The organism is Nesterenkonia sp. AN1, assembly GCF_000582475.1.
GTDB classification, from domain to species: Bacteria; Actinomycetota; Actinomycetes; order Actinomycetales; family Micrococcaceae; genus Nesterenkonia; species Nesterenkonia aurantiaca.
In genome coordinates this window covers 1-19,782 of sequence record NZ_JEMO01000017.1, presented here as the reverse complement: position 1 = coordinate 19,782, position 19,782 = coordinate 1, and the positions used below count along the sequence as shown (strand labels likewise).

Annotated in this window: 16 protein-coding genes and 1 pseudogene; 12 read left to right on the top strand and 5 right to left on the bottom strand. The window is 68.7% G+C overall.

The genetic code is table 11. The annotated features are described in order from the left end of the window. Positions 1 to 91: 91 nt before the first annotated feature. Positions 92 to 3,394 (bottom strand): beta-phosphoglucomutase family hydrolase, encoded by a 3,303-nt coding sequence (locus BG28_RS09640; RefSeq protein ID WP_235181064.1) that lies wholly within the window; start codon positions 3,392 to 3,394, stop codon positions 92 to 94. An 87-nt stretch (positions 3,395 to 3,481) separates the two neighbouring features. Here BG28_RS09640 and BG28_RS09635 point away from each other — a divergent pair, with 87 nt between their 5' ends. The 5 genes from BG28_RS09635 (at position 3,482) to BG28_RS15850 (ending at position 8,123) form a co-directional block, all read left to right on the top strand. Then, the gene (locus tag BG28_RS09635) at positions 3,482 to 4,426 is read left to right on the top strand and encodes an acyl-CoA thioesterase (protein WP_161634824.1); all 945 of its coding nucleotides are present in this window, start codon (positions 3,482 to 3,484) and stop codon (positions 4,424 to 4,426) included. Between the two features lie 33 nt (positions 4,427 to 4,459). Next, positions 4,460 to 5,542: a CPBP family intramembrane glutamic endopeptidase gene (locus BG28_RS09630; RefSeq protein ID WP_051501278.1), complete on the top strand. Its 1,083-nt coding sequence runs from the start codon at positions 4,460 to 4,462 to the stop codon at positions 5,540 to 5,542. A gap of 16 nt (positions 5,543 to 5,558) precedes the next feature. Then, positions 5,559 to 6,914: an MATE family efflux transporter gene (locus tag BG28_RS09625; RefSeq protein WP_036476218.1), complete on the top strand. Its 1,356-nt coding sequence runs from the start codon at positions 5,559 to 5,561 to the stop codon at positions 6,912 to 6,914. A 111-nt stretch (positions 6,915 to 7,025) separates the two neighbouring features. Next, positions 7,026 to 7,595, top strand: coding sequence for a hypothetical protein (locus BG28_RS09620; protein WP_051501277.1), 570 nt, complete (start codon positions 7,026 to 7,028; stop codon positions 7,593 to 7,595). A gap of 114 nt (positions 7,596 to 7,709) precedes the next feature. Further along, the gene (locus tag BG28_RS15850) at positions 7,710 to 8,123 is read left to right on the top strand and encodes a hypothetical protein (protein WP_200869321.1); all 414 of its coding nucleotides are present in this window, start codon (positions 7,710 to 7,712) and stop codon (positions 8,121 to 8,123) included. 221 nt (positions 8,124 to 8,344) lie between these two features. On the opposite strand, the gene BG28_RS09610 is transcribed toward BG28_RS15850, so the two are convergent. Together BG28_RS09610 and BG28_RS09605 are read right to left on the bottom strand one after the other, a co-directional pair. Beyond that, positions 8,345 to 9,175: a CGNR zinc finger domain-containing protein gene (locus BG28_RS09610; protein WP_051501276.1), complete on the bottom strand. Its 831-nt coding sequence runs from the start codon at positions 9,173 to 9,175 to the stop codon at positions 8,345 to 8,347. Positions 9,176 to 9,294: 119 nt separating this feature from the next. Further along, complete coding sequence (locus BG28_RS09605) at positions 9,295 to 9,831, bottom strand: SRPBCC family protein (protein ID WP_084479623.1); 537 nt, start codon at positions 9,829 to 9,831, stop codon at positions 9,295 to 9,297. 102 nt (positions 9,832 to 9,933) lie between these two features. Between BG28_RS09605 and BG28_RS09600 the strand changes: the two genes are divergently transcribed. Further along, entirely contained in the window at positions 9,934 to 11,193 is a 1,260-nt protein-coding gene (locus BG28_RS09600) for a hypothetical protein (RefSeq protein ID WP_152539267.1), read from the top strand. Beyond that, a pseudogene (locus tag BG28_RS16280) lies at positions 11,190 to 12,158 on the top strand (phytoene desaturase family protein); the annotation flags it as partial. The gene BG28_RS09600 and the pseudogene BG28_RS16280, both read left to right, overlap by 4 nt. 570 nt (positions 12,159 to 12,728) lie before the next feature. On the opposite strand, the gene BG28_RS09590 reads toward BG28_RS16280, so the two are convergent. Beyond that, the gene (locus BG28_RS09590) at positions 12,729 to 13,415 is read right to left on the bottom strand and encodes a LysE/ArgO family amino acid transporter (protein WP_036476208.1); all 687 of its coding nucleotides are present in this window, start codon (positions 13,413 to 13,415) and stop codon (positions 12,729 to 12,731) included. 94 nt (positions 13,416 to 13,509) lie between these two features. On the opposite strand from BG28_RS09590, the gene BG28_RS09585 reads away from it, so the two are divergent. The 3 genes from BG28_RS09585 (at position 13,510) to BG28_RS09575 (ending at position 16,858) form a co-directional block, all read left to right on the top strand. Beyond that, on the top strand, positions 13,510 to 14,403 hold the full coding sequence (locus BG28_RS09585; RefSeq protein ID WP_036476207.1) for an ArgP/LysG family DNA-binding transcriptional regulator: 894 nt from the start codon (positions 13,510 to 13,512) through the stop codon (positions 14,401 to 14,403). Between the two features lie 140 nt (positions 14,404 to 14,543). Further along, positions 14,544 to 15,617, top strand: a complete 1,074-nt coding sequence (locus BG28_RS09580) for an LLM class flavin-dependent oxidoreductase (protein ID WP_036476204.1) — start codon at positions 14,544 to 14,546, stop codon at positions 15,615 to 15,617. A gap of 74 nt (positions 15,618 to 15,691) precedes the next feature. Continuing rightward, on the top strand, positions 15,692 to 16,858 hold the full coding sequence (locus BG28_RS09575) for a hypothetical protein (protein ID WP_051501275.1): 1,167 nt from the start codon (positions 15,692 to 15,694) through the stop codon (positions 16,856 to 16,858). 20 nt (positions 16,859 to 16,878) lie between these two features. Here BG28_RS09575 and BG28_RS09570 read toward each other — a convergent pair whose 3' ends face one another. Further along, positions 16,879 to 17,418, bottom strand: coding sequence for a small multi-drug export protein (locus tag BG28_RS09570; RefSeq protein ID WP_084479622.1), 540 nt, complete (start codon positions 17,416 to 17,418; stop codon positions 16,879 to 16,881). Between the two features lie 116 nt (positions 17,419 to 17,534). On the opposite strand from BG28_RS09570, the gene BG28_RS15845 reads away from it, so the two are divergent. Next, positions 17,535 to 18,146 (top strand): TetR family transcriptional regulator, encoded by a 612-nt coding sequence (locus tag BG28_RS15845; RefSeq protein ID WP_051501274.1) that lies wholly within the window; start codon positions 17,535 to 17,537, stop codon positions 18,144 to 18,146. After that, entirely contained in the window at positions 18,143 to 19,750 is a 1,608-nt protein-coding gene (locus BG28_RS09560; protein WP_084479621.1) for an MDR family MFS transporter, read from the top strand. The genes BG28_RS15845 and BG28_RS09560 overlap by 4 nt, the downstream gene beginning before the upstream one ends. The last annotated feature ends 32 nt before the right edge of the window (positions 19,751 to 19,782 follow it).

Below are 19,782 nucleotides of genomic sequence, written 5' to 3'. Positions count from 1 at the left end.
GGTCCTGCGGTCCTGCGGTCCTGCGGTCCTGCAGTCCTGCGGCCCGGCGGCCCGGCAGCCCACCCGGAGAAGCCGGGCGGGCCGCCTCGGCTCAGACCTCGGCGGGCTGGCGCTGGTGGACTCGCGCGGAGTGCGCCAGCTTCACCGTCCAGGTCTCGCCCGGGGCCATGGTCTTCGGGGTGCCCTCGACGTTGACGTCGATCGGCTCCGCCGAACCCTCGGAGAGCTTGAGCTCCACCTCGTCGTGGTTGATCGAGACCACGATCGGCTGGTTGCGGTAGCGCATCCGGAAGGTCAGCGAGGGCAGCTCGTCGGGCAGCAGCGGGTGCAGCCAGAGTGCATCGGAGCGGGTCTCCACGCCGCCGTAGCAGCGCAGCACCATGTCCACGGTGCCGGCCATCGCGCCCAGGTGCACGCCCTCGCGGGTGGTCCCGCCCTGGGTGTCCGCGAGGTCAGCCTCCAGTGCCTCCTTGAACAGGTTCCAGGAGCCGGAACGGTCGAACCGGGCCGCCACCCAGCCGTGGACCAGCCGGGAGAGCGTGGAGCCGTGGGAGGACCGGGCCAGGTAATACTCGACCGTGCGGCCGAAGTCCTCCATGGAGAGCGTGTAGCCCATATGATCCAGGGTCTCCACGAGCTCATCGGCGGAGAAGATGTAGCACAGCATCAGCACGTCGGCCTGCTTGGAGAGCTTGTACCGGTTGGTCGAGTCGCCCTCGGCCTGCAGGATCAGGTCGAGCCGGCCGATGTTGCCGTACTTCGCGCGGTAGCCCTCCCAGTCGAACTCCTCCAGCGCCTCGTAGCCCTCGAACTGGCTGATCACGTTGTCCTCATGGAAGGGCACGTGCAGCCGCTTGGCGATGTGCTCCCAGTGGTCCAGCTCGTCTTCGAAGATGTCGAGCCATTCCGAGAGCGGGTCATCGCGGCCGTCGAGGTCGCGCACCAGCCGGGAGGTGTGGCGCAGCATCCAGGAGGTCAGCACGTTGGTGTACGCGTTGTCGCGCAGACCCGTGCCGGGGGCCTCGGCGGTGCCGTCGTGGTACTCGTCCGGGCCCATCACGCCGTCGATGCTGAACCGGTCGGCCTCGGCGTCGTAGGTGGTCATCGAGACGAAGAACCGGGAGATCTCCACCAGGATCTCGGCCCCGTAGTCGGCCAGGAAGGTGTAGTCCTGCGTGGTCTCGAAGTACTGCAGCACCGAGTATGCGATGGCCAGCGAGACGTGGCGCTGGCGGTGGGAGTTGTCCGGCATCCACATCCCGGAGCGTGGGTTCCACAGCTCGGTGGGGGTCTCCTCGCGGCCGTCGGAGCCGGCCTGCCAGGGGAACATCGCGCCGTCGTAGCCCTCGCTGCGGGCCATCGAGCGGGCCTCGCTGAGTCGCCGGTAGCGGTAGAGCAGCAGCCCGCGGGTCAGCTCGGGACGGCGCAGCGTGAGCATCGGGTACATGAACATCTCGTCCCAGAAGAGATGCCCCCGGTAGCCCTCTCCGGTGAGTCCGCGCGCCGGAAGCGTCGCGTCCAGGTCATGGCGGGCGCCGAACGCGGTCTGCAGCACGTGGAAGGTGTGCAGGTTCAGCGCCATCTGCTGGCGGGAGGCGTTCTCCCCGATGGAGACCGCGAAGCGGTGCCAGAGCACGCCCCACATCTCCTCGTGGTAGGTCAGCATGGTGCGGAAGCTGGAGGCCCGCTGGACCTTCTTGACCGCGTTGTGCCAGACCGTGGAGATGGCCTGGTCGTGGGAGTTCGAGACCGCAGCGATCTTCTCCAGGATCACCGGCTTCCCGGATTCCAGCGCCAGCGAGATGTCGTGGCCCGCGACCAGTTCGCCCTCGTGGATGGCGCGCCGCATCGGGTTGCTGGTCCCGGAGGTGGTCACCGAGGTGCGGGTCGCCAGGGCGATGCGCACCTCGGACTGGTTGGTCTGGGTCTCCAGCAGCACCGTCTCGCCGTCGACCTCGCGGGACTGCACCGGGTCCAGGTGGTTGCCGGCGAGCTCGCGGTCGGCGTCGACGTTGCGGTTGGCCACCCGCCCGTCGATCATCGAGCGCACGTTGACGTTGCCGGACCAGTTCTCGGCCTCGATCTTCATCTCCAGCGCCGCGATCTGCACCCCGGCCAGGGACTGGAACTGGCGCATGGTGACCTTGGTCCGGCGCCCATGGAGGTCCTGATAGCGGGCGATCCGGGTGACCACGCCGCGGCGCATGTCGAGTTCCTGGTGGTAGTGGATCAGCTCGGGCGAGCCCGGCAGCAGCGGGGTGCCGGCGTCCGGGGTCACCTGCAGGAAGGTCCAGTCCGGCACGTTGACCATGTGCTCGGTCTCGACGGTCTTGCCCATCAGGTCGGTCTTGAGCCGGTTGAACACCCCGGCGATGTAGCTGCCCGGATAGTGGGTGGCATCGGCCGCGGTGCCCGGGTAGTGCCCGCGGGTGCCCCAGTAGCCGTTGGCCATCGCCATCAGCACCTCGCGGGTGGGCTCCAGCTTCGGATCGAAGCCGTCGTAGGAGAGCACCCAGTCCGAGTGATAGGGGCGGGTGGTGCGGGTGGAGAGGTTCATCACGGCGAGATCGGTGACGACGACGTCGGCGCCGGCCTCCTTCAGCCGGGCCGGGTCCTGGCCGCGGTTGAGTCCCACGACCATCCCGAAGTCTCCGGCGCGTCCGGCCTGGACCCCTGAGGCCGCATCCTCGATCACGATCGTGTCCTGGGGCTCCACGCGCAGCAGCTCTGCGGCGTGGAGGAACATATGCGGGTTCGGCTTGCCGGGCAGGCCCAGCTCCAGCGCGTCGGAGCCGTCCACGATCACGGTGAACGCGTCGAGCAGCCCCGCGATGGTGAGCACCTCGCGGCCGTTGCGCGAGGAGGTCACCAGTGCGGTGGGGATTCCGTCCTTGCGCAGCTGTTCGATCAGCTCCACGGTGGTGTGGAAGACCTCCACGCCGTCCCGGGCGAGCACGGACTCGAAATAGCCCTGCTTGCGTGCGGCGAGCCCGTTGACGGTCAGCGAGTTGGGAGCGTCATCCGGCCTGCCCTCGGGCACGTCGAGGCCGCGCGCCTTCAGCAGCGAGCGCACCCCGTCCTCCCGGGGCCGGCCGTCGACGAAGTTCAGGTAGTCCTCTTCGGTGAACTCCGGCTGCGGGGAGCCGACGATCTCCGGCAGGGCAGTGTCGAAGAGTTCCTTCCATGCGCGCGTGTGCACCCCGGCGGTGTCGGTGACGACCCCGTCCATGTCGAAGATCACGGCGCGGAAATGACGCAGCGCGTGGCGCTTGGCTTCGGCGCTGTGTCGGAACGGATTCTCAAAGGGGTGCATATCGGCCTCACGCGGAGATGGTTCTAAGGTCGGATGGCTGCCCAGGAACGGGTGCTGCTCCGTCTGGATACGGTGCCCCATCTTAGGTCTCTTGGGTTAACGATATACACCCGCCCGGTTACGACCTATGGCACAGGTCTCCTGCGCGGGGGTGCTAGCGTCGTGGTCATGGCGCGGCGAAGCAGCATCGAACTGACTTTTCGAGAGGTGGCGGGCTCCTCTCCGGACTCCTTCGTGGCCGCTGGCACGGTGGTGGACTGGATCGATAAGACCGCCTACGCCTGCGCCGCATCCTGGACCCGGACCGACTGCGTGACCTCCTATGTGGGCAATATGCACTTCACCGTGCCGGTCCCACGTGAGACACCTGTCACGGTGCAGGCCCGCGTGGTCCACACCGGGCGCACCTCGGTGCACATCCAGACCCGGGTGCTGATCCGTAAGGAGGAGGGCTGGGTGGTCTGCACCGAGTGCTTCATGATCTACGTGGCGGTGGGCGACGACGGAGAGCCCGCCGCCGCCGCCGGGTTCGAGCCGCAGACCGAGCTGGAGCGACGGAGAGACCTCGACGCCTCCCAGCGGATGGTCTACCGGCGGCAGATGGAGGAGACCATCCGGTCGCTGCCTGAGGGAATGGGCAGCTCCGAGGCGCTGACCCTGCGCTTCCTGGCCGACACCGATGAGCGCTACCCCGACGGGAAGATCCGTGGCGGCGCGGTGATGAAGTGGATCGATAAGACCGCCGAGATCTGCGCCGAGCGCTACAGCGGCCATGAGGTCGCCGCGGTGCTCACCGGCGGGGTCCGGTTCTACCGCCCGGTGACCGTCGGGGACCTGGTGGAGGTCGATGCCCGGCTGGTGCTCACCGGCTCCAAGTCCATGCACGTGCTGGTCCGGGTCCGCGCCGGGGACCGCCGGGTGAAACACCCTGATGTGGTGGCCTACGGGCTTCCGGTGATGGTCGCTCCGGACGGCACTGGTTCCGCCCGGCCGATCGCACCCTGGGAGCCGATCACCGATGAGGACCATGCGGTGGCGGCTCAGGCGCGCAAGCTGCGTGACCTGCGCAACGCCACCCTGCTGACGCCGAGCCCGATCACCTCACAGAACTGACCCCGTCACTTCACGGAACTAAGCTGGTACGCGATGACTCAGCCTCCGCAGAACCCCTATGGCCACGATCCGCGCTACCCGGCGCCCGATGTCTATGGCCCGGGGGCCGGCCTCTACGGCCAGCCCCCGCAGCAGCATGCCCAGCCCGCGTACCCCTACGGCGAGCCGCCACAGCCCGGCCCGCCGCAGCCCGGCCCGCCGGACCAGCACGGCTGGCCGCCAGCCTCGCTCCCGCCGCGCAAGCGGCAGCGCGACTCGGAACCCGGCCGGTTCGTCTGGGGCGATCTCATCGCGGTGCTGGCCTATGTGGTCGTGATGCTGGTCGGCGGCGTGAGCCTGCTGGCCCTGGTCCCGCCGTTCTCCACGATGCTGGGCTCCGGGGTCGAGCAGCAGGAGCAGCAGGCGCTGTTCCTGCTCAACGTCATCGGCTACGGCGTGATGGTGGTCATCGCGCTCGCGCTCTCTGCGAAGGCCCTGTGGCGCTCGGTGCGCGCCTTCGGTCACCTGTGGTGGCTGAAGCTGCTGTTGGTGCCCGTGGCCTGGGTGGGCACGCTGATCCTCACCGCGCTGCTGGTGCTGGGCCTGGGCGGGGAGCCGGAGACCTCGGAGAACCAGCTCGCGATCGAGTCGATGCTGGCCTTCGTGCCGTTCCTGGCCGCGGTGTTGGTGATGGGGCTGCTGGGCCCCTATGTGGAGGAGTACTTCTTCCGCCACCTGCTCATCGGCAAGCTCTCCCGGTATATCAATATCTGGATCTGCGGCGTCATCTCGGTGATCACCTTCCCGCTGCTGCACTTCATCCCGGCCCTGGTGCTGATGCTGGCCGACCCCAGCGCTCCCACGGATCTGACGGTGATCTCGGTGGTGCCCTATGTGGTGATGGGCTCGGTGTTCACCCTGGCCTATATCCTCACCGGGCGCTCGCTGATCTATGCCTGGTTGCTGCATGCCTTCAACAACGTCATGGCCCTGGTGATGGCCTACTTCGTCCAGCCCCAACTTGAGCAGTTTCTCGAGGACAGCGGCATCGACGACGTCGGTGGCCTGGTTGCGCACACCGGTGCGGTGCTGCGCGTGCTCACCGAGACCACCCTGGCGCTGACCGGCGGCAAGTGAACCAGCAGCACCCCTGATGCCGTCAACACCTGAGTCTGCGCCCGCGCGCGATCCGCGACCGTTGGGTCGCCAGATCCTGGCGCTGGCGGTCCCCGCCCTCGGGGCGCTGGTGGCCGAGCCGCTGTTCCTGCTGGCGGACACCGCGATCATCGGGCGGCTCGGCGTCGAGGAGCTCGCGGGCGCGGCGCTGGGCATCACCGTGATGCACACCGTCACCGGGCTGATGATCTTCCTGGCGTACTCGACCACCCCGGCGGTGGCGCGCTTCGTCGGCGCCGGTCGGCTCTCCCGGGCGCTCGCCGCGGGCCGCGACGGGCTCTGGCTTGCGGTGATGCTCGGAGCGGTGCTGGCCTTCGCTGGACTGGCCTTCGGTGAGCAGCTGCTGCTGTCCATGGGCAGCTCCGGAGGGATGCAGGTCCACGCCTGGAGCTACCTGCTCTGGTCGCTGCCAGGGGTCCCGGCGATCCTGCTGGTCTTCGCCGCCGTCGGGATGCTGCGCGGGCTCCAGGACACCAAGACCCCGCTGGTCGTGGCCGCTGTGGGCTTCGGCGCGAACATCGTGCTGAACCTGATCCTGGTGCACCCGCTGGGGCTGGGCACCGCCGGCGCCGCCATCGGCACCTCGATCGCCCAGTGGGGGATGGCGATCACCTACCTGGTGATGCTCCTGCCCAGGATGCGCGCCGCCGGAGTGCCCCTGGGAGTGGACCCGATCGCGCTGCGCCAGGCGGCCAGCGTCGGCTCCTGGATGATGCTGCGCACGGTCTCGCTGCGCGCCGCCATCGTGGCCACGGTCCTGGTCGCCACCGATCTGGGGACTCACACCCTCGCCGCGCACCAGGTGGCCTTCACCATCTTCTCCACCCTGGCCTTCGTGCTCGACGCCCTGGCGATCGCGGCGCAGGCGCTCATCGGCAAGGAGCTCGGCGCCTCCCGGGTGAGTCAGGCCAAGGCGATGACCCGCACGATGATCCGTTGGGGCCTGGGGTTCGGCGTGATCACCGGTGGGCTGATCGCGCTGGCCGCCCCGTTCGCTCCGGTGCTGTTCACCCCGGATGAGCGGGTCGCCGCCGGGATCACCGCCGCGCTGCTCGTGATGGCGGTGGCTCAGCCGCTCGCCGGTTTCGTGTTCGTGCTCGACGGGGTGCTCATGGGCGCCGGGGATGTGCGCTATCTCGCCGTCGCCGGCCTGGTCAACCTCGCGGTGTACCTCCCGCTGCTCTGGTGGATCGCAGGCGCCGGGTTCACCGGAGCCGAGGCGATCGTGTGGCTCTGGTCCGGGTTCGCGGTGGTCTTCATGGGCGCCCGCGGGGTCACGCTCGGGGTCCGCGCCTACGGGGAACGCTGGATGGTTCCCGGGGAACACCGTTGAGCCGCCGCTGGGCAGTGCCGCTGGGCGGCTGCTGGACAGCACCGCGGAACACCCGCCGGGCGGGCCCCTGGTTGGGTCGGCCCTCCGGGCCGCAGCGGTAGACTCTGTTGCGTGCCTGTGAAGAAGATCCCCGCCGCCACCGCCGAAGAGCTGACCCGCCCGGTCTGGCTGCGCGCGGTCATCACCGTCGTCTTCGCCGTGGTCGCGATCTTCTGGCAGGGAGAGACCGTCACCCTGCTGAAGTTCTCGATCGCCGGGTACTTCGTGCTCGGTGCCACGGCCGTCTGGGACTACGCCAAGGTCGAGGCGGTGCCGATCACATTGCGCGGACCGCTGGCCATGGGCTCCGCGGCGTGGGTGCTCTCAGGAGTGGCCGTGATCTTCGTGGACACCGCCGCCGCGGCCGCCGTGGTGGCAGCCATCGGATTCGCCGCGATGGGTGCAGCCGAGCTCGTCGGGGGCTTCCGGGCACGGCGTGACTTCGTGCCGGCTCGGGACCAGATCGTCCTGGGCGCCGTGGGCCTGCTCACCGCGCTCGGTCTCGCGATCGGGCTCCAGCTGGACCCGCATGGGATTCTCGGAGTCGCCGGCATGGGCGTGGTCATCATGGCGGTGGTGCTCTTGATCAGCGGTTCCGGGCTGCTCCACGACGCCAGGCGGGGGCGCGCCTCGACTCGTTGAGTCGCTGAATCGGCGCCGGTCTACTACAGCACGTAGAATTGTCCACAGGGCCCTGCGCCGCAGGCGCGGGCCGGAACAGACCACACACCGATGCTCAGGAACGAGGAACTCCCAGTGGCTGAAGACGATAAGGGGCGCCGTTCTCTGCTCGAGACGGTCAAGGCCCCGCTGATCTTCTCCTTCGCCATGGGATTCGTGGCGGGCTTCGTGACGCTGATCACGTCCTCCGGCGGCACCGACAACCCGGCACGGCTGGACCTGGGGCTGATCGCGTTCGGGATCGGCTTCATCGCGACGCTGCTGATCATCTCGATGCTGCACCTGGCTTCGCGGGAGAACCCGGAGCAGCTCGCCGAGGGCTCGGGCGTGAATCGGAACTCCGAGGAGCTCTACCGCCAGCAGGTGGCGACGCGCCGCGAGGCGGCCCGGCGCAAGAAGGCCGATGAAGCGGCCAAGGCCCGGCGCGAGGCCGGGGGGCCTGAGGGCGACGACGAGCCCACCTACGGGCGCCGCAACGACCGCGACTGATCTGCGCATCAGAACCTTGGGCGCTGAACCTTGGTGTTGTTCACCTCGGTGACCTGATCTCGAGCTGCCTGCACCTGGACTTGCACAACCCCGACATGCAGAACCCGGACCGCTGAATCTGGTGCAGCAGCACCAGCCTCAGCCGACCCGGGTTCTACCTGTCCTGACCGATAGGTACGTCACAGCCTCCTGTTTTCCGTGACGGCCCCTCGGTCCAGCGGTTATTTCTTGGCCTTCTTCTCCTTCTTCAGCTTCTTGGCCGATTTCTTCTCGCGCTTCTCCATCAGCTCATCGCGCATCCGGTCCCTGAACTCCTTGGCCGCGACGGCGGACTGAGAGGTGGGCACTTCGATCTGTGCCGCCTTCTCGGCCGCGCTCGGCTTGACCAGTCGCGGACTGTCCAGCGTGTCCGTATGAGCGTCCATGTGCCGCGTCGAGGGCCCTGCGGGGGCTGTCGCCTCAGGTGTGCTGGAGAAGGTCCTGCGGTGCGCCGCCTGACGGGCCCGGTAAGCCCGTACATGAGCGCGGTTGGCGCAGTTGCCGAAGTCGCAGAACAACCGGGAGCGATTCCGTGTGAGGTCGATGATGACCGCATCGCAGCCTTCGCCCTTGCAGGTTCGCATTCGCGCCGTCTCATCGCGCACCACCAGGTGCTGGATGGCGGTGGCCACGCTGGCTGTCATCACATCTGCGAGCTCCTTCGACGCCGGCACCGGTTCAGCGCGGTATTCACCGTCTGAACCGCGGGCGACCCTGAGTCCCACACCGTGCAGGAGCTCGTTGAGCACCCGCACCGGGGCGTCGGACTCGATCGGGGCCGCGCTCCAGATCCGCTGAACCTTTTCCCGCAGGTCCTGCACCTTCTCCAGCTGCGTGCGATCAGCACCAGACGGTGGCCAGCGCATGTCTGGAGCTCGCGCACTCAGATACTCCTTGAGCTGCGTCACCGTCGTAAGCTGGTCCAGTCCGGGTGTGGCGCTGCGCAGTCCCACACTGGTGTTGACCAGGTCGGCTGCCGCTACGAGGGTTCGGTCAGTATCTACATCGAACATGCATCTCCTCTCCCGAGGTCATAGCACCCGTCCGAGATCCGCGGCCTCGCGGGGGCGGGCGCTGGTGTGCGGCTAATGCTAGTCCATCGCGGGTGCAGATCTCAGGTCCGAGCGACCGCTCAGCCGTCAGGGGTGAACCGTCGCTGCAGCCTGGAGAGCGAGGCTTCGATCCCGCGGCCGTTGCGGGAGTAGACCTTCGAGGCCGTCAGGGCCGCACGTACCGGTCGGAACTGAGTGCGCGCGTCGTAGGACTCGGTGACCACGGTATGGTCCATGCCCGGCTCCGATGCGGCCATCTCCCAGCGCCACCGGTGCCCCGTGGGCTGGACCCACTCCAGCACGCCGGGCCGCTGCGCCGTCGGCGGCTGTGCGATCGAGACCCGCAGCCGCAGTCGATAAGGGATGCCGAAGACGCGCATCCGGACGCTGAACCGATCACCGGTGCTCAGCCTGTGCGGTCCGGTGGCCTGGTTCTGCACGGTGCCCGACCCGTCGATCTCATGGTGCCGATGCGGATCGGCGACCAGCGCGAAGATCTCCTGCGCCGGGGCGGCGACCTCGGCGCTGAAGGCCACCACGTGCTTGCCCAGGTCCACTCGCTGAGGTGGACGCGGGGCGTCTCGAGGTCCGGAGGGGGCAGGCGTCGGTATGCTCATGGGCGCCAAGTCTAGGCCGAGCGGCCGGAGGCGGACGGTCCGTCCGCTGGGAGTTCACCGCGCCAGCTTGCAAGAAGACCCACCTGCGGCAAGGCTTGGGTAGTGACCCGATCCCCATCCACCCATGGCATGGCCCGCCGGCTCGCGGCGCAGGCCGCGGTGGAGGAGGCCTCCCATCTTGCCGAGACCACCCGGTCCCAGGCCGAGACCCAGGCCCGGCTTCAGGTGCTCATCGAGTCCCGCGCGATCTGGTGCGCCATCGGTGGTGCGCTCATCGGGCTGGGGCTGGGATTCATCGTGTTCACCGACCACCGACCTCCGCTGGCCGGGGACGGGTCCATCCAGGTCTTCGGCTCCATCGTCGGCGGGGTCACCGCAGGGCTCGCCTTCCTGCTGGGCTTCTCGCTGAACACCCGGTTGGCGAACATCTGGCTGGGGCAGCGACCACGCATCCGCCAGGTGATGGACACCCTGGCGCTGCTGGTGGTGCATTCCTCGATCGCCGTGATGGTCGCGCTGGGCCTCTTCCGGGTCTTCCAGGAGGCGTTCATCGGGCTGACCGTGGACTATATCGCTGGCGCGGTGCTGCTCGCCATCGTGGGCGGGACCTCCGGCTATTTCAGCTTCAACTCCGGGGCGCGGATCAATGCGTTCACCCTCTCCACGCTGTTGGCGCTGTTCACCGCCTCCGGGGTGCTGGTCTCGATGATCTTCGCCGAGAACCCGTTCTGGTGGCACGTGATGTTCTCCGAACTGGGCACCGGCCAGGCGGGACTGACCTCCTTCTGGACCTTCAACACCACGCTGGTGGTCTCCGGAACGATCATCACCACCCTGACGGCGTTCATCACCCGTGATCTGGAGATCTGGTCCGATCACATCACCGGCACTCGTGCGGAGGCGCTGGAGCAGCGGCAGGCGGGACGCCGCCGCGGAAACGGCAGCCTGCCCCTGGTCGCGCGGATCAGCGCTGGGTTGAGTCGCCGCGTCTCCAGGCCGCGGATCGGCATGATCCGCGCGGTGATGATCAGCATGGGCGTCTGCCTCGCCGGGGTCGGGCTGGTGCCGATCAGCCTGCACCATGACATCCATGTGCTCTTCACCGCCGGCTTCGGGCTGTCCTTCCTGATCCTGCTGATCGGGATGCCGTTCCTGCTGCCTGGTTTCCCGCGCACCTTCTACCTGATCAGCTACCTGGCCGCCGCGGCCGTGGTCGGTGCCGCGGCGCTGTGGGAGCCCATCGGCTACTACAACCTGACGTCCCTGGAGCTCATCGGCGCCGCTGTCCTGTTCTCCTGGATGGTCGTGTTCATCCGAAACATCGCCGCCCTGGTCGCCCAACTGAAAGGTCCCCTCTCATGATGCGAGCCGCCGTTGTAGGGTCCGGTCCCAATGGGCTGACCGCCGCCTGCCTGCTGGCCCAGGCCGGCTGGGAGGTCACCGTCTACGAGGCGGCCGACGCTCCCGGCGGTGCGATGCGTTCGGCGGAGCTGTTCGCCGGGGAGCTCGGTGCGGTGGGCTCGGGTGGTGCGGTGCCCGGTGGGGAGGGCGTGATCAGCGACCTGGGAGCCAGCGTGTTCCCCTTCGGCCCGCCACCGGTCCCCGGTCTGGCCCGGCACGGCCTGGAGTACCTGCACCCTCCGATCCCTGCGGCCCATGGTCTCGACGACGGCGCCGCACCGGCCCTGCTGCACTCCTCGGTGCGTGCCACCGCGGAGGGGCTGGGTCCCGACGGCGCCGCCTGGACCAGGGTCTTCGGTCCGGTGGCGCGGGACTGGGACCAGGTGCTGCGCGCCGGAATGACCCCGATCACCGCGCCGTGGTCCAATCTGCAGTCCGACAGTGCCGCGCGTCGGCTGCAGTCCCTGGCGCAGATCGGGGTCCGCGGTGCCTGGCCCTCGACCTGGTTGCAGCAGATCTTCGCCCAGGCACCGGCGAAGGCGCTCTTCGCCGGACTCGCCGCGCATGCCACCACGGATCTGCGCAGACCCTTGACCTCGGCATTCGGGCTGCTGCTGGGTGCCGCCGCGCAGGTCAACGGCTGGCCGGTGGCCCGCGGCGGCTCTGGTGCGGTGGTGCGCGCGCTGGTGGCGGAGCTGGAGTCCCATGGCGGCAGGGTGCTCACCGGTCGCAGGATCACCGGGTTGGATGATCTGCGCGAACCCGGGAGAGCCGGCGTCTCCGGCCATGTCCCTGACGCGGTGCTGCTGGACCTGACCCCGGCGCAGCTGCGCAGCTTCGGCGGGCTGCGACTGCCCCGCGGATATTCACGGGCGCTGCGCCGGTGGAACTACGGCACCGGCATCGTGAAGGTCGATTATCTGCTGGAAGGTCCGATCCCGTGGCGACATGAGTCGATGGGCCGGGCCGGCACGGTCCACCTCGGCGGCGGAGCTCGGCAGATGGCGACCGCGGAGGCCGCCGCGGTGCGCGGCACCCTGCCTGGGCGGCCCTATGTGCTGCTGGCCCAGCCCAGTGTGGCGGATCCTTCCCGGACCCCGGATGAGCGCACCGTGGCCTGGGCCTACGCCCATGTCCCCGGCGGGCTCGGCGGTCCCGCGTCGGCCCGCGTGGTGAGGATGATCGAGGCCGAGATCGAGGCCCAGGCCCCTGGATTCGGCGGCTCCGTCCAGGCCCGGAAGCTGTGGAGCCCCGCGGCCCTGCAGGAGTGGAACCCCAACCTGGTGGGTGGTTGCGGGCCGGGGATGCGGCGCCGGGCACCCCCGAGGGCGTCCCGCACGGGCCGATCGACGGGGCGCAGGGCCCCGAGGTCTACCTCTGCTCCGCCGCCACGCCTCCGGGAGGGGGAGCTCACGGCATGGCCGGGTTCCACGCCGCCCAATCGGTGCTGCGCCGGCACTGAGCCCGGCGCCGCACTGAGCCCGGCGCCGCCGGGGTCAGAATCCGCTGAACGCCAGCAGCCCGGCGACCACCATCATGATGGCGCCGACGAAGATGTCGAGCACCTGCCAGGTGCGCGGCCGGTTCAGCCACTTGGAGAGCACCGCGCCGCCGAGGGCCAGCGAGCTGAACCAGAGGATCGAGGCGATCACGGCGCCTGCCGCGAAGAGCCAGCGCTGATCCCCGAAGGTGTTGGCCATGGTGCCCAGCACCACCATGGTGTCCACCCAGGCGTGCGGATTCAGGATGCTCACGCTGAGCCCGGTGGCGGCGATCGATGAGATCCGGGTGACCTGGACCTGCTGCGCCTGCTTCAGGGCGGTGCCGCCCGAGCCGGAGGGGGAGGGCGCGTCGTCGTCCTGGCTGGAGAGCTCGACATGGACCCCGGGCTTCAGCGCCTGCCCCGCGCGGCGGGCGGAGCGGAAGGAGCGGTAGGCGAACCAGGTCAGATAGGACACGCCCAGCCAGCGCAGCACCTCCATCAGCCAGGGCGCATGATCGAGCACCGCCCCGACGCCGGCGGTGCCCAGTGCGATCAGCGCGATGTCGCCGAAGACGCAGCAGGCCACCGCCAGCAGCACGCGGTCGCGGCGCAGGCCCTGGCGCAGCAGCCAGGCGCTCTGCGGGCCGATCGCGACGATGAGGGCCAGGCAGGTCAGGAGTCCGGTGAGCAGGATGGTCATGACTCCATCGTGGGCCCCGCACCACCATCCGCACCAGCTCATGATCCTTCACTATCTGAAGCAACGCTTCATATTTGAGCGGTAGCCTTGGGGCATGAACACTGATCACCTCCGGGCCTTCGTCGCGGCGGTGGATGAGGGGGCCTTCGATGCCGCCGCCGCGCTGCTGCAGATCTCCGGCTCCGCCTTCTCCCAGCGGATCAAGGCACTGGAGCGGGAGGTGGGCCACGTGCTCGTCACCCGCACCGTCCCGGTGGTGCCCACCGAATCCGGGGCGGAGCTGCTGCGAATCGCGCGGCAGACCGTGATGCTCGAAGACGAGGCGCGGCGCAGCCTGGGTTTCCATCGGATCCCCGGGGAGGCGGCCCCGACGGTGACCCTTTCGGTGGCCGTGAACGCAGATTCCCTGGCCAGCTGGTTCCTGCGGGTGCTGCAGGAGGCCGCCACCTGGGACGACGTGGAGCTGCACTTCTATGCGGAGGACCAGGAGCACACCCATGAGCTGCTCCGCAACGGCACCGTGGCGGCGGCGGTGGCCGAGAATCCCGCACCGGTCTCCGGGTGTCGCTCCACCGTGCTGGGCGTCATGCGCTACTGGCCGGTGGCCAGCACCGAGCTGCTGGACCGGCACCGGTCGCCCTCCGGAACGGTGGACTGGCATCGGGTCCCGCTGGTGGAATACGGCATCCGCGATTCGCTCCAGCGCGCCGGGCTGCGCCGACTGGGCGTCACCGGGACTCCGGCGACGCATATGGTCCCCTCGGTGGAGGCCTATAACGCGGCCGTGGGCTACGGTCTGGGCTGGGGGATGATTCCGGAGTCGATGATGCCGCCCGGGGTGATGGAGGGAACTCACCGTGATCTGGCGATCGTCGAGGAGATCGGGCTGCAGGAGACCACGCTGCACTGGCAGCACTGGTCCAGCACCACCTCCGCGATGGACCGACTGAGTGCGGCGGTGCACCGGGCTGCCGCGCGGATGCGCTGAGCGCCGCGTCGGATGCCCCGCTCGGCGCGGCGTGGGCTGCTCGGCACTGGACCGCGCGGCACGGCGACGGTGGACCAAGAAATCTCCAAGTCCTTCAAATTTTGAGGAATGGAGTGGGAAACGCCGGTGTTGCACCAGCCATGACCATCAGCACAGAGCGCCACAGCGACCAGTTCGAACTCGGCCTGCACACCTTCGGGGACGTCACCAAGACCCTCGACGGCGAGCAGGACGTGCCGCAGCCCCAGGTGCTGCGCAATGTCCTGGCAGAGGCCAAGATGGCCGACGCCTCGGGGGTCGACGTGATCGGCATCGGCGAACACCACCGCCCCGACTACGCCATCTCGGCACCCGATGTGGTGCTCTCCGCGATCGGCGCGGCCACGGAGCGAATCAAGCTCACCTCCGCCGTCACCGTGCTCTCCTCCGATGACCCGGTCCGGGTCTACCAGCGCTTCGCCACCATCGACGGGCTCACCAACGGTCGCGCCGAGGTCTCCCTGGGCCGCGGCTCGTTCATCGAGTCCTGCCCGCTCTTCGGCTACGACCTCTCCGACTACGAGCAGCTCTTCGAGGAGAAGGTCGAGCTGTTCAACCGGCTGCGCTCCGAGGGCCCGATCAGCTGGCAGGGCAAGACCCGTGGCTCGCTGAAGAACCAGGAGATCTACCCCAAGACCGATCACGAGCACGGACTGCCTACCTGGATCGCCGTGGGCGGCACCCCCAATTCGGTGGTCCGGGCCGCCCGTCACGGGCTCGGCCTGGAGCTGGCGATCATCGGCGGAGCTCCGGAGCGCTTCCGGCCGCTGGCCCAGCTCTACCAGAAGGCGCTCGATGAGTTTGGTCACAGCGGCGACCGCCGGATCGCGGTGCACTCCCATGGATTCGTGGCACCCACCGACGAGGAGGCGCTGGACGTCTTCTACCCCTCCTGGGCCGAGTCGATGGCAAAGCTCGGCCGCGAGCGCGGCTGGGGCAACGGCCACCCCTCCCGGGCGCAGTTCGAGCAGGAGGTCCACCAGGGAGCCCTATATGTGGGCTCTCCCGAGACGGTGGCCAGGAAGATCGCACGGACCCAGAAGCTGCTGGGCAACAGCCGCTTCGGCATGAAGTACGGCAACGCCAGCCTGGCCCACGAGCACATGATGAGCGCCGTCGAGCTCTATGGCACCCAGGTCAAGCCCCTGGTGCTGGACATGCTCAGCGACTCCTGAGCGCGCCCCGAGGTGGTGTCAGCGCCCCCTGGGCGCGCGGACACCACCTCGGAACTGGGCGGTACGGTAGTTCCATGGCAGCGCAGGAGACGCACGAGGATGCGGATGAGAAGCCCGGCACCGGAACGGCCCCAGGACAGCAGGACACCCAGAACCAGGGACAGGTCGATCAGTACCCCGAGACAGACCTCCCGGTCCGCGACGGCAGCATCGTGGTCTACTCCGATCCAGGACGCACCTCGCTTCTGGTGCGCAAGATGCTGCAACAGCCCCAGCGCGGCCGCCGTGCCGGCTGGGCCCGCGGGGCCGAGGTCACCCAGGAGCAGGTGCTGATCCCGCTGCGCGAAGACGCCACGCTCGACCTGGTGGTGGCCAAGCGCTGGGCCCGGGAGTCTGAGGCCGATATGACGGTGATCGTCACCGAGATCCCGCGCATGGCCGGTGAGCGGCCCAAGACCGCGGAGCTGCACTTCTCGGAGCGGCTCGCGATCATCTCGCTGCCCGCGCTGGGGCCGGCCTTCATCAGGCACTCGCTGCGCCGGGAGCTGCACCGGGTGGTCACCGCCCTGCTGAACGAGTCCGTGGACGCTGCGCGCCAGTACGGCGGGTACTACGCACACGTCGAGGAGCAGAAGGGCGTCGACACGTTCTTCATCTCCCCGGGGATGCTCTTCCCCGGTCGGCTGTGGATGACCCTGGGAATGGTCGCGGCCAACGAGCCGCTCTGGTCCCTGCCCAAACTCTCCGGCGTCTTCGCCGCCGCGGCCGCCACCGGGGCCTTCGGCATCTTCTTCACCACGATCTGGGAGATGGCGAACTTCCTGCCGCACTGGCGCCTGGCCATCGTCTCGGTGACCGCCGTCAGCATCGTCAGCGCCTGGCTGATCATCAGCAATCGGCTCTGGGACCGGTCCGCCGTCGTCGGGGGCGCCCGAGAAGCCGCGATGTACAACATCTCCACCGTGGTGAGCCTGCTGGCCAGCGTCACCGCGCTCTACCTGGTGCTCTTCAGCTCGATCCTGGTGGTCGGGCTGCTGTTGATCGAACCTGGGTACATGGCCGAGATCCTGGGGGAGGGCACCGGGTTCATGAACTATGTGGAGATCGCCTGGCTCTCGGCGTCGCTGGGCACCTTCGCCGGCGCCATCGGGGCGAACTTCGATGACAGCGTGGACCTGAAGAACCTCACCCAGGGATCCCGCGAGCTGCAGCGCTACCCCAAGGACGCCGAGCAGCGCTGAGGCCTGCTGGTCTGGTCCGGCTAGCCGATGAAGGTCAGTCCCCAGATCGCGAGCAGGCCGAACCCGGCGCCCCAGAGGATCACCGAGACCAGCATCCAGGCCATGACTGCGTGCCGTGATGCGCCGAAGGAGACCATCAGCGGGGCGGTGAACTGGCTGGGCAGCGCGAGCGGCCCCAGGATCGAGACCCCCGGCACGCCGAAGCGATCGAAGATCCTGCGGACCTTCTCGCGCTTGGCAGACTTCTCCGGGTCCATCTGCTGCGGGCGCTTGTGCAGGACCGCGGTGCGCACCCAGTGGGCCACGTAGACGACCAGGATCAGCGAGAGCATGTTCCCGATGACGGCGGCGAGGATCGCCACGGCCGGGTTCATCCCGGCGAGGATCCCGATCGGGGCGCCGAAGAAGGACTCCACAAAGGGGATGGCGGAGACCAGGATGACCCCGAGCCACTGCAGCGCCGGGGGCATGCCCTGGGTCCACTCCTGCAGGCCCAGGACCCAGTTGTCCTCGCCGGTGGTGGAGGCGAGCTCTGTGGCAAGTGTGAGTGATTCAAGCATTGCTCCATTATTTCGCAGCACCGCCCGCGTCACGTCAGCCCGAGGGGTGATCTGCAGATGCACCCAGGTGCGTACGTGCACTTGTGCAAAGTTGTACTAATGCATAAGGTGCACTAGTGCAAGAAAATCTGACGCTGCGTCGACGCAATCACCGTGACACCTGGAACGCGATCCACCAGGCCGCCTTCGCGCTGGCCTCCGCCGGTGGCCCCGGGGCAGTCACCGTGGATGAGATCTCCACTCGGGCGGGAGTCTCCCGCAGAACCTTCTTCAACTATTTCCCGGTGAAGGAGGACGCCGTGCTGGGGACGCGGTCAGCGGAGCTGGACCCGGCCGTGGTCGAACGCTTCCATGCCTCCACCGAGGATGAGCTCACCCGGGTGGTGCACCTCTTCGTCGCCGTGGTGCGGACCTGTCTGCCGGAGGAGACTGCGGCGCAGCGTCGCGAGATCATCGCCGAGCACCCGCAGCTGCGCGCCCGCCTGGCTGAGCTGCTCGCGCAGGTGGAGCGGCTGGTGTACTCCGCGGTCCATGCCGAGGCGGACCAGGGCGGGATGCACCTGCCCGAGGGCGCGGGCGCCCACGCGTTCGAGGCGCTGCTCGCGCTCGCCGGCGGCATCACCAAGTTCGCCTTCTCCAGGTATCACGAGTCCGGCGCGGAGAGCCTCGATCCCTTCATCGGCGAGACCATCGCCCTGTTCAGAAAAGTCGTGGAGACCACCCGATGACCGACCCAGAGACCGCTTCGCTGCCCAAGGCCACTCCGCCGTCCGAGGGGGAGGACGCAGTCGGTGGGGACACCTCCGGTGGCAGTGCTGCGACCGCAGGCACCCCGCCCGAGCCGGAGACCGGGCACCTGAAATGGATCTTCAGTGCCCTGATCCTCGCCATGCTGATGGCCTCCCTGGGCCAGACCGTGCTGGCCACCGCGCTGCCGACCATCGTCGGGGAGCTTGACGGGGTCGAGCACATGGCCTGGGTGATCACTGCCTTCATCCTCGCCTCCACCGTGATGATGCCGGTCTACGGCAAGCTCGGCGACATGTTCGGGCGCAAGCCGCTGTTCATCTTCGCGATCATCGCCTTCGTCATCGGCTCCGCCCTCGGCGGCGCCGCGGACAGCATGGCCCAGCTGGTCGGAGCCCGCGTGATCCAAGGCATCGGCGGCGGCGGACTGATGATCCTGTCCCAGGCGACCATCGCCGACGTCGTGCCGGCGCGCGAGCGCGGACGCTACATGGGAGTCATGGGCGGGGTCTTCGCGTTCTCCTCGGTGGCCGGCCCGCTGCTGGGCGGCTGGCTCACCGATGGTCCCGGCTGGCGCTGGACGCTGTGGATGAACGTGCCGCTGGGCATTCTGGCGCTGATCGGGATCGTGTGGCTGCTGAAGCTGCCCGCGCGTGAGCCTGAGGCCCGCGGTCGCATCGATGTGTGGGGGATGGCGCTGCTGGGCGTGGCCACCACCGCCGTCGTGCTCGTGGCGACCTGGGGCGGCGGCGAGTTCGCCTGGACCTCCCCGATGATCCTGGGCCTGCTCGCCGTGCTCGTCGTCTCGGGCCTGCTCTTCACCTGGATCGAGTACCGGACCCCGGAGCCGATCCTGCCGCTGATGCTCTTCCGCAGCCGCAACTTCGTGCTGACCATGGTCGCCGGGCTGATCACCGGCGTGGCGATGTTCGGCGCGCTGGGCTATATGCCCACCTACCTGCAGATGGTCACCGGCTACACCCCCGCCCAGGCGGGCATGCTGATGATCCCGATGATGGGCACCCTGCTGGTGGCCTCGATCATCGTCGGGCGCCGGGTGAGCAAGTCCGGACGGTACAAGAAGACCATGGTGATCGGCAGCGTGATCACCGCGCTGGGCCTGGGCCTGCTCTCCACGGTCAGTGCCGACTCCCCGGTGATCCTGGAGTGCCTCTATCTCGGGGTGCTCGGCCTGGGACTGGGCTGCACCATGCAGCTGCTGACCCTGGTCGCGCAGAACTCCTTCGCGCTGCGCCACGTGGGCACCGCGACGGCGGGGCAGAACTACTTCCGCCAGGTCGGGGCCACGCTGGGATCGGCCGTGATCGGCTCGCTCTTCGCGACCCGGCTCACCGAGATGCTCACCGATCGGCTGCCCGCCGATGCCGCCGGCGGGGTGGGTGCGAACTCGCTGACCCCGGAGCTGGTGCGCGGGCTGCCCGATTCGATCTACACGGTGGTGGTGGAGTCCTACAATGAGGCGCTGGTGCCGTTGTTCCTCTGGATGGTGCCGCTGGCGCTGATCGCCACCGTGATGCTGCTCTTCGTGGAGGAGAAGCCGCTGGCCACGACGCTTGACCGCTGAGCCGGGTCAGCGCCCGCGCGCGCCGCGCTCCG

Bases quoted from the DNA above. Each gene is read 5' to 3' on its own strand.
- BG28_RS09640 (WP_235181064.1), bottom strand. From the start codon at position 3,394: ATGGGGCACCGTATCCAGACGGAGCAGCACCCGTTCCTGGGCAGCCAT.
- BG28_RS09635 (WP_161634824.1), top strand. From the start codon at position 3,482: ATGGCGCGGCGAAGCAGCATCGAACTGACTTTTCGAGAGGTGGCGGGC.
- BG28_RS09630 (WP_051501278.1), top strand. From the start codon at position 4,460: ATGACTCAGCCTCCGCAGAACCCCTATGGCCACGATCCGCGCTACCCG.
- BG28_RS09625 (WP_036476218.1), top strand. From the start codon at position 5,559: ATGCCGTCAACACCTGAGTCTGCGCCCGCGCGCGATCCGCGACCGTTG.
- BG28_RS09610 (WP_051501276.1), bottom strand. From the start codon at position 9,175: ATGTTCGATGTAGATACTGACCGAACCCTCGTAGCGGCAGCCGACCTG.
- BG28_RS09605 (WP_084479623.1), bottom strand. From the start codon at position 9,831: ATGAGCATACCGACGCCTGCCCCCTCCGGACCTCGAGACGCCCCGCGT.
- BG28_RS09590 (WP_036476208.1), bottom strand. From the start codon at position 13,415: ATGACCATCCTGCTCACCGGACTCCTGACCTGCCTGGCCCTCATCGTC.
- BG28_RS09585 (WP_036476207.1), top strand. From the start codon at position 13,510: ATGAACACTGATCACCTCCGGGCCTTCGTCGCGGCGGTGGATGAGGGG.
- BG28_RS09580 (WP_036476204.1), top strand. From the start codon at position 14,544: ATGACCATCAGCACAGAGCGCCACAGCGACCAGTTCGAACTCGGCCTG.
- BG28_RS09575 (WP_051501275.1), top strand. From the start codon at position 15,692: ATGGCAGCGCAGGAGACGCACGAGGATGCGGATGAGAAGCCCGGCACC.
- BG28_RS09570 (WP_084479622.1), bottom strand. From the start codon at position 17,418: ATGCTTGAATCACTCACACTTGCCACAGAGCTCGCCTCCACCACCGGC.
- BG28_RS09560 (WP_084479621.1), top strand. From the start codon at position 18,143: ATGACCGACCCAGAGACCGCTTCGCTGCCCAAGGCCACTCCGCCGTCC.